Genomic DNA, 9483 nt, shown 5'->3' on the forward strand with positions numbered 1-9483 from the left:
AACAAAAAATAGCTGTTTATCTATCCGTTTTCAGTCAGTAAAGAAAGAACCACTTGCATAAGATTGAAAACCGCCTCTATTTATGAGAAAATAGGGAAGATTAATAAAAGAATGGTTGAGGCAACTATAATGTACAGTACAGATCCTGAATTAAAAAAAATTCAAAAAGTAAATCTCGAAATGGCACAATACTTTGTAGATTTTTGTAAAAGTCACGATTTGTTGTGTTATTTTTGTGGTGGCGGCGCAATCGGAGCAATTCGACATAAAGGTTTTATCCCATGGGATGATGATTTAGATTTTTTCATGCCTAGAAGGGATTATGATCGCTTAGCTGAATTATGGGAAACCGGCCCACAAAAAGATAAATTTGTTTTATTAAGACCAACTCTGACGAATCACGATCGGAACTCCTTTACAACTATCCGTAACGTCCAAACGACCTTTATCAAAACGTATCAGGAAGATTTAGATATCCCTCATGGTATCCAATTAGATATTTTTCCATTAGATACTGCACCTGAAAAGCAAGCAGAACGGAAAAAGCAAAAGATATGGGCAATGATCTATGCGCTTTATCGAAGTCAGCAAGTACCGCAAAACCATGGGAAAGCGATGGAATTAGCTGGAAAGCTATTGTTAAATAGTGTATCTGCAAAAACGAAGTATAAAATATGGAGATATGCTGAAAAGCAGATGACCAAATACAATGATAATCCAACGAATTTCGTTACAGAACTTTGTGTCGGACCTCGATATATGGGGAATGTTTATCCTGCAAAAGACTTTGAATCTGCTGTGTGGGTGCCATTCGAAGATACAGAGATGCCAGTACCAGTTGGTTATGATAATTATTTAAGTCAAGTTTTTGGTGACTATATGCAGCTTCCGCCTGAAAAAGATCAGGTTTCTCATCATGAAGCAGTTTATATTGATCCAGAACATCCATACACAATGTACAAAGGAAAATATTATTTAACTAAAGGAGCAGAAAAAAAATGATTACAGCTATTATTATTGCCGGTGGTGTGGGTAAACGAATGGGACAAGATATCCCAAAACAGTTCATTACAATTGAAGGAAAACCTATTATTATCTATACTTTAGAATCATTTCAACACCATCCTCAAGTTGACCGGATTTTAGTCGTTTGCAAATCTGGTTGGGAAGAAACGATGTGGGCGTATATCAAAGAATTCAATATTAGCAAAGTCAAATGGGTCATTACAGGTGGATCAAAAGGACAAGAGTCGATCAATAATGGTGTTCAGTTTTTGAAAGACTATTCTGAAGATGATGATACGATCATCATCCATGATGGAATCCGTCCACTAGTAGACGAACTGGTATTGTCAGATGTAATCGTTAAATGTAAAGAATTTGGTAACGGTGTAACCTCTCTACCTTACAACGAACAAATTTTTATCAAGAAAACAGAAGAAACGACGGAACAGTATGTCGATCGTAACACATTGAGGCGTGTCTCAACTCCACAAGCTTATCAATACGGAAAACTACGGGCAGCATATGACCGGGCAGTGAAAGAAGACATCGGTATGACTGATTCTTCTTATACGAATACCATGATGGTAGATTTGGGAGAAACTTTATATTTTGCTGCTGGTTCTGATAAAAATATCAAATTGACAACAACAGATGATCTAGAATTGTTCAAAGCATATTTAAAAATGAAAGACTAGGTGAAAGATGATGACGTTGATTAAACAACCAATGTACCAAGAAGATTTGGCAAAAGTAATCAATCATACACCAAAAATAAAACAGCTACATGGAAAATCCATTCTGATGATTGGTGCTTCTGGAATGATCGGCTCTTTTTTGATTGATACGTTGATGGCTGCTAATGAACAACTAGGCATCAAAATCAAAGTTTATGCAATGGGCAGAAACCGTCAGAAGCTTGAAAAAAGGTTTGCCAGTTATCTTGAATTAGATACTTTCGAAATTGTTGAAGGTGACGTCACAGAACCCTTACCAAAAGAAATTCAAGCTGACTATTTGATACACGGTGCAAGTAACACACATCCTAAGGCTTACGCAACTGATCCAATCGGTACGATCATGACTAATCTTGCAGGTACAGAGCAAGTATTGGAACATGCAGTAGCAACCCAGCCTGAGAGAGTATTATTTTTATCAACAGTAGAAATCTATGGCGAAAATCGAGGCGATATAGAAAAATTCACAGAAGATTACTGCGGGTATATCGATTGTAATACACTGAGAGCAGGCTATCCTGAAGGAAAAAGAGTCAGTGAATCATTATGCCAAGCCTACATCGCAAAACACGACCTCGACATCGTGATTCCAAGGCTTTGCCGTACGTTTGGTCCGACGATGCTTTTATCTGATACGAAAGCATCCTCACAATTTATTTTAAATGCAGTCGAACAAAAGGATATTGTTTTAAAAAGTGAAGGAAATCAATATTTTTCGTATGTTTATGTTGGAGATGCTGTTTCTGCTATTCTTCATTTACTGCTTGAAGGAGAAAAAGGAGAGGCGTACAATGTTTCTTCAGAAAACTTTGATTTACGACTAAAAGAATTAGCACAACAGCTAGCTGATATCAGCGGCAAACAAGTAATTTTTGAATTGCCGGATGAGATTGAACAAAAAGGTTTTTCAAAAGCAAACACGGCTATTTTAGATAATGAAAAAATCAAAATGACAGGTTGGACACCACTTTTTGAACTAAAAGACTCTTTAGTCCATACCGTAGAATTAGTTAAAGGTGAGAAGCAAAATGTGTGAGATTAGTATTATTGTTCCTGTTTATAAAGTAGAACCCTATTTAAGAAAATGTGTAGATTCAATCTTAGCGCAAACATTTACTGATTTCGAAGTGATATTAGTAGATGACGGTTCTCCTGACAACAGCGGTAAAATATGTGATGAATATGCATCAAAAGACAGTCGTGTCCGTGTCATCCATAAAAAAAACGGTGGATTAAGTAGTGCAAGAAATGCCGGGATTGATGTGGCACGAGGGAAATATTTAGGCTTTGTTGACAGTGATGATTATATCGAAAAAGATATGTATGAACTTTTGTACGACAACATTGTCAAAGAACAAGCAGATCTTTCTATTTGTGGAGTATATGACTTATACGCAAGTAGGGAGCCTAAAATTTTAATGCCACAATATATGGTTTTATCGAAAATAGAAGCGATGAAAATGATTTTAGAAGCAAAAGTTGTTTCTGTTCAGGCTTGGAATAAACTATACAAAAAAGAGATTTTTGATACTATCCGCTATCCTGAAGGTGTTATCACGGAAGATGCTGCTGTTATCCTATCTGTATTAGAAAAAACAGAAAAAGTAGTTATTGACACTCAGCAGAAGTATTATTATTTTCATCGGGAAAACAGCATTTCAAGTAGTGGTTTTGGGGAGAAAGATCTTGATACAATCAATGTTTGGAAAGAGAATGAAATTTGGATTAAAGAACGCTATCCAAAATTATTGCCAGTGGCACATACTAGAACTTGTTGGGCACATTTTATCGTTTTAGATAAGATTGTGATTAGTAATAGTGAATGTAGCTATAAAGGAACCAAAGAAATAGTAAGATTTTTAAAGGATAATTATTTGTTCATTTTAAAGAATCAATATTTTACTAGAAATAGAAAAATAGCGGCGACAGCATTAAAAATAAATTTAAATTTATATAAAAAGCTTTCCATATTGGAAGAAGAGAAGCATAAAAGTAAGCATAGTTAGGTGAGTGGAAAATGGATGTAAAAAAAATAAAGGTTTTTTCTGATAAAAGCAAAAAAGTTTTTATAGTTGTCTTTGGAGTCGCATTGACCATTCGGTTAATTAATTTTTATAGTCTTTTGCCTTCAAAAATCGATACAGCATTATTTTCGTTGATAACTGTATGGGCCTTTGCCATTTTAATAATTGATGCGTTATCTAAGGAAGTAAAAATTTATAAAACAGATTATCTTTTATTAGGATTTATATTAGCTATTTTGTGTTCTACGTTCTTTAATGGACCTAGTGGGATAATTGAAAACATTAAACTAGTCATTTGGCAGGTTATTTATTTATTTGTTGTTTATCGTATTGGAAGAGATAGTATTGATTCTGAATTTCTTACAAAATTCGAAAAATTAATTATAGGTATTTGGAATAATTTGGTTATCATTTCTTTAGGAATGTTCTTTACGCACTATTCTTACGTAGCACCTTTTGAAAAACTTTATAATGGCTTTAGAGCAGGATTTGTCGAGAACCGTTTGTATGGTATTTTTTCTGACCCTAATTTTGCCGGTGCAACTTCTGTAGCAGTTGTTTTTCTTGCTGTAAAGCTATTAATGACGAATAAAAACAAAATGGCAAAAATATATAGCATAGTTACGATCCTTCTTCAATTTGCTTACATCATTTTATCTGGATCAAGAACAGCAGAGATTGCTTTGGTATTATGTGCTTATTTTGCTATCTTCTTTATTGTCTATAACCGATTTGGGAAGACGATTGCTTCTAAATTATTATTGGCAGTAATCTGTGGGGTTATTGGAACTGGAGCTGTTTTAGGAATTGCTGAAGCAGGGAAATATGCTGCCCCTAAATTGATCAATATAACAGCAAGATATGTTCCTAGAAAGTCTGAAAATCCAGATAAAGATCAGAATTCTATCAGTTTAAAACGGGATGATGTTGTAAATAAGGACGATGTGTCTAATAATCGTTTTGCTTTATGGAAAAGTTCGTTTGAGATTTTTCAAAGTAGTCCGCTTGTCGGGAGTTCACCTCGTAATTTAGTTAATTATGCTCAAAAAGAATTACCGAATACGTTCATTGCAACAAAAAAACAAACTTCCCATAATTTTATCTTCTATTTATTAGCAACAACAGGGCTGTTAGGGACTATACCGCTACTTGTATTTCTTGGAATTAAGATTTGGAATACATTGCGACAACTATTTATGCGTACTATAAAAGACTACGATTCGTATGTATTAAATACCATGGCAGTACTTGCAATTTTGATTTCTGCTATGTTTTTAACAGAATTAGTATTAGTAAATAAATTAGGAAGCCTCATCTTTTGGCTATATTTGGGATATATATCAAAAAAACATTCTGTGGTAGGTAAGGGAGGTATATCAGAATAATGAGAGAATTAAAGATTAAAGATATCCAACGTATAAGCGTAGAAATCCTTGTTTATATAGACCAAATTTGTAGAGAAAATCAGATTGAGTATTCATTGTTTTATGGAAGTTTAATTGGTTCAGAGCGACATCAGGGTTATATTCCTTGGGATGATGATTTGGATATTATTTTAACCAGACCTAATTATGAACGATTAATCCAACTTCTTAAAAATGATGATTCGTATAAATTATTAAGTTTTGAAACGAGAGATGATTATAGATATTGTTACGCAAAATTAGTTGATCCTAATACAAAAGCGGTAACGAAGCAATATTATAGTAGTGAAGATCCTGATTTAGGAGTCTTTGTAGATATTTTCCCCTTTGATGGATTTCCAGAAAATCCAGAAGAACGAAAACAATTTGGCGATTTATGTGAACTCTATCGTGCAAACATGATGTTTACATTAAACCATTCGTACGCTATATCCAGATCAAAAGTTAAAGCAATGGTTAAAAGGGTGATTTATTATCCTAAGTACCGTCGACTGTTGAAAAAAGGAAATTACTCATTCTGGAAAAATAAATATGAAGAATTAGTGCGTAAGTATCCGATTGAACAGACGAAGTATTGTGGGTACATGGAATTTATTAATGAAGTATGGGGAGTTTTTCCGATAGAATGGTTTGAGCATTATGAGGACGTAGAATTTGAGGGGCATAAATTTAAAGCAATTAGAGATCGGAAAAAGTTTTTGGAACTGAGATACGGGGACTATATGAAACTCCCGCCAAAAGAAGAAAGAATTTCACATCATCCCTATAAATTTTATGAAAAGTAAATATATGAATTAAATTAATTTGTAATCGAAGTAAGGATGAATAAGAATGATAGACTATAATAAGATAATGATTATTACCCTAGATAAAAAATCTGTCCTTTATTCAACAGACGCAATTGAACTTGGAATAGACGTAAACAGTTATTTTAAAAAAAGAAATATGTTTGTCAAATGTTTAAATCATCTTGACAGATATATTAATACTACTTTTTCCAGAATAGCATATGGTGACTGGAAAAAAAGATTAAATGGGATAGAATTACTAATACTAAATTCACATTTTTTTTCAAAATCAGTTATCAAGTACGTAAATAAACATTATCCACATGTTCGTATTATTATTTGGTATAGTAATCCTGTTTCAGTAGATACATCTATTGACTTCTTTGATGGACTAAATTGCGAAATCTGGTCATTTGATAAAAAAGACGTTGAACAGTTTTACTTAAATTATAATAATCAATTTATTGATACGAGTAGCTTAAAAGTCGTTTCACATGAGAAAAAATATAAGTCTGAATTGTGCTTTATAGGAATAGATAAAGGACGATTAACTTATTTAACAGAACTTCAAACTTTTTTCAAAGAAGTAGGTATAGATTCAATGATCTATATTGTAGATTCTAGTCGAAATTCTTCTTCAACTTATCAATATGAAAAGCCGTTAAGTTATCAAGAGGTAATCAACTATGAAGGAAATTCGAAAGCGATATTAGATATTGTTCAAGAAAATCAAACAGGACTGTCTCTTAGACCTATTGAGTCGATTTTTTTGGGAGTAAAACTAATAACCAATAATAATATGGTAAAATATCAGGATTTCTATAATGAGCAGAATTGTTTTTTACTAACAGAACGACCTTTATCTGAACTAAAACAATTTTTAAATACCCCATATATTCCGGTACCAGATAAAATATTAGAAAAATACACTCTAAAGAATTGGATCAACAACTTTATACGATTTGATTCAGATAAATGATTATAGTTTTTTAGAAAGATGATGTGATAAAACTTGAACACGAAGGCAAAAATGGTTTTTCGTAACTTATATTATACGGTTGGAGCAAATTTCATAACTTTAGCTATTTCCGTACTATTGAATTTATTTGTGCCTAAACTGCTTGGAGTAAGGGAATATAGTTACTGGCAACTGTATGTGTTTTATTCTTCTTATGTTGGTTTTTTGCATTTAGGATGGATAGATGGTATCTATTTAAAAATTGGCGGTGAAGAATATGAAAATCTAGATAAAGATAATCTAGGTTCGCAGTTTTGGTATTTATGCCTTTTTGAGACCCTATTATCTGTAGGTGTTATTATCTTTAGTCAGTTCTTCATGCCTCCATCGTATAAGAAAATGATTTTGACTTTAACAGCAGTAGTTTCTGTTATTACGATAATGAAAACATTTATATTATATGTATTACAATCAACAAACAGAATAAAAGAGTATGCTCAATTATCTCGTGGCGACAGATATTTATATGTAATAATGATAGGAATGTACTTTTTTATAGACGGACGAAACTTTTTTTGGCTGATTATATTAGATATCATTTCAAAACTAATCATCACTTTATGGGGAATGATGCAAATTTCTGATATGGTTTGGCAAAGAAATATACTTAAATTTAAATCTATTTTAAGAGAAATTGTTGATAATATCAATATTGGTAGTAAATTGATGTTATCAAGTATTGCAGGTATGCTTATTATTGGTTCAATTCGTTTTTTTGTAGAAAAAAGATGGACAATTGAAATTTTCGGTAAACTATCTTTTACTTTGAGTATCTCTAATATGTTTTTGACGTTTATTAATGCAATAGGTATAGTAATGTTTCCACTGCTACGTCGTTCGAATAAAGAGAAACTTCCATGGTTATTTAAAACAATAAGAGATTTGTTTGTACCAATTACGTATAGTTTTTTAATTTTTTATGTTCCAGCTAGATATATTTTAAGCATGTGGTTACCAGAATATGCTGATAGTCTTCAATATATGGGAATTCTATTTCCTATTGTTATTTACGAGGGAAGAATGTCTTTATTGATAAATACCTATTTAAAAACAATACGTAAGGAAAAAACAATTTTGTTTGTAAATATACTTACTTTATCATTAACATTGTTGTTTGCTATAGTTATTATTTTCTTAGTTGGAAATATAATGCTTGCAGTAGGACTAATTTTATTTAGTTTAGCATTAAGATGTAATCTTGCAGAATTTTTCTTATGCAAATACTTAGATGTAAAAGTAGGAAGTAAAATTATATTAGAAACCGTATTAACAATCTTATTTATTATTGGTAACATAGTATTCGACGGTGGGTTCTTAAGTATGGTTGTTTATTTAATTAGTTTCTTAGTATATATATTTATTATTAGAAAAAATTTGGTAAAAAGTGCCAAAGAATTTTGGCATCTAATGAAAGCCGATAATTAGTTTGATATTTAAGTTAATATAAAATAAATATGTGCAATTGGAGTGAATTTGATGGACACTATATTGATTACTGGCGGAGCTGGTTTTATCGGTTCAACGCTAGCAAATTATTTGGGAAAAGAAAACAAAATCGTAGTAGTCGACGATTTATCAATGGGAAAAAAAGAAAACTTGGATATGGAGAAACAAGTGACTTTCATTGAGGGGGATGTATCAGATCCTCAATTGATGGAAAGAATCATGAAAGAATATCAGTTTGCCTATATTTTTCATCTAGCTGCTGTAGCTAGTGTGGCAGATTCTGTAGAACGGCCTGTAGAAACACATCGTGTAAATTTTGACAGTGCGCTTTTATTGCTTGAATTAGCACGAAAATATCAATCTGATTTAAAACGATTAGTATTTAGTTCCTCAGCTGCAGTTTATGGTGATGAACCAACATTGCCAAAAAAAGAAGAATCAGTCATCCGTCCATTAACACCATATGCTATCGATAAGTTTGCAGCAGAACAATATGTTTTGGATTACTGTCATTTATATGATGTTCCGACTAGTGCTGTCCGATTTTTTAACGTTTATGGTCCCAATCAAAATCCAAACTCTCCATATAGCGGAGTCATTTCGATTCTAGTGGATCGTTACAAAAAACAATTGGCAAAAGAAAAAGCAGAATTTACTTTATTTGGTGATGGGAGCCAATCTAGAGACTTCGTTTATATAGAAGATGTTATACAAGCACTTTTACTTGTTGCCAAGGAAGAAAAAGCTTTAGGACAGCAATTCAATGTCGGTACAGGAAAAAGCACTACGCTACTTGAATTGATTCATTCAATTGATCAAATCTTAGGAACAGAGCTAGCGCTTAAATATGAAGCGGAGCGTTCAGGGGATATTCGTGATTCTTTAGCTGATATTTCAAAAATTCGTTCTTTAGGCTATCAGCCTAAATTTGATATATTGAGTGGAATGGAACGGTATTTAAAGTCAGAAATCAACTAAAACAAAAACCAGCAAGATGCTGGTTTTTTTGTTTCGACTTAGCTTTTTAAATTAACACCTTCCATC

At 32.4% G+C, this 9483-nt stretch carries 9 protein-coding genes; all 9 read left to right on the plus strand.

All coding sequences use genetic code 11. From position 1 onward, the window contains the following. The first annotated feature begins 129 nt into the window (after nucleotides 1-129). The 9 genes from RG571_RS02635 to RG571_RS02675 are packed head-to-tail and all read left to right on the plus strand — an operon-like array spanning nucleotide 130 to nucleotide 9417. The gene (locus tag RG571_RS02635; RefSeq protein WP_230340881.1) at nucleotides 130-1002 is read left to right on the plus strand and encodes a phosphorylcholine transferase LicD; all 873 of its coding nucleotides are present in this window, start codon (nucleotides 130-132) and stop codon (nucleotides 1000-1002) included. Then, complete coding sequence (locus RG571_RS02640) at nucleotides 999-1700, plus strand: 2-C-methyl-D-erythritol 4-phosphate cytidylyltransferase (RefSeq protein ID WP_002297058.1); 702 nt, start codon at nucleotides 999-1001, stop codon at nucleotides 1698-1700. The genes RG571_RS02635 and RG571_RS02640 overlap by 4 nt, the downstream gene beginning before the upstream one ends. Nucleotides 1701-1707: 7 nt before the next feature. Further along, nucleotides 1708-2775, plus strand: a complete 1068-nt coding sequence (locus tag RG571_RS02645) for an NAD-dependent epimerase/dehydratase family protein (RefSeq protein ID WP_308947480.1) — start codon at nucleotides 1708-1710, stop codon at nucleotides 2773-2775. Continuing rightward, entirely contained in the window at nucleotides 2768-3745 is a 978-nt protein-coding gene (locus RG571_RS02650) for a glycosyltransferase (RefSeq protein WP_308947767.1), read from the plus strand. The genes RG571_RS02645 and RG571_RS02650 overlap by 8 nt, the downstream gene beginning before the upstream one ends. An 11-nt stretch (nucleotides 3746-3756) precedes the next feature. Then, entirely contained in the window at nucleotides 3757-5148 is a 1392-nt protein-coding gene (locus tag RG571_RS02655; RefSeq protein ID WP_308947478.1) for an O-antigen ligase family protein, read from the plus strand. Then, nucleotides 5148-5972, plus strand: a complete 825-nt coding sequence (locus RG571_RS02660) for a LicD family protein (protein WP_308947477.1) — start codon at nucleotides 5148-5150, stop codon at nucleotides 5970-5972. Before RG571_RS02655 ends, RG571_RS02660 begins: the two co-directional genes overlap by 1 nt. Before the next feature lie 46 nt (nucleotides 5973-6018). Further along, nucleotides 6019-6954, plus strand: a complete 936-nt coding sequence (locus RG571_RS02665; RefSeq protein ID WP_308947476.1) for a lipopolysaccharide biosynthesis protein — start codon at nucleotides 6019-6021, stop codon at nucleotides 6952-6954. Nucleotides 6955-6987: 33 nt separating this feature from the next. Beyond that, a complete protein-coding gene (locus tag RG571_RS02670; protein WP_308947475.1) occupies nucleotides 6988-8418 on the plus strand; it encodes a hypothetical protein in 1431 nt (476 codons plus the stop codon). A gap of 51 nt (nucleotides 8419-8469) precedes the next feature. Next, nucleotides 8470-9417 (plus strand): NAD-dependent epimerase/dehydratase family protein, encoded by a 948-nt coding sequence (locus RG571_RS02675; protein ID WP_308947474.1) that lies wholly within the window; start codon nucleotides 8470-8472, stop codon nucleotides 9415-9417. The last annotated feature ends 66 nt before the right edge of the window (nucleotides 9418-9483 follow it).

It is taken from the genome of Enterococcus sp. FR204 (assembly GCF_031143325.1).
In the GTDB taxonomy this organism is placed as follows: domain Bacteria; phylum Bacillota; class Bacilli; order Lactobacillales; family Enterococcaceae; genus Enterococcus_B; species Enterococcus_B faecium.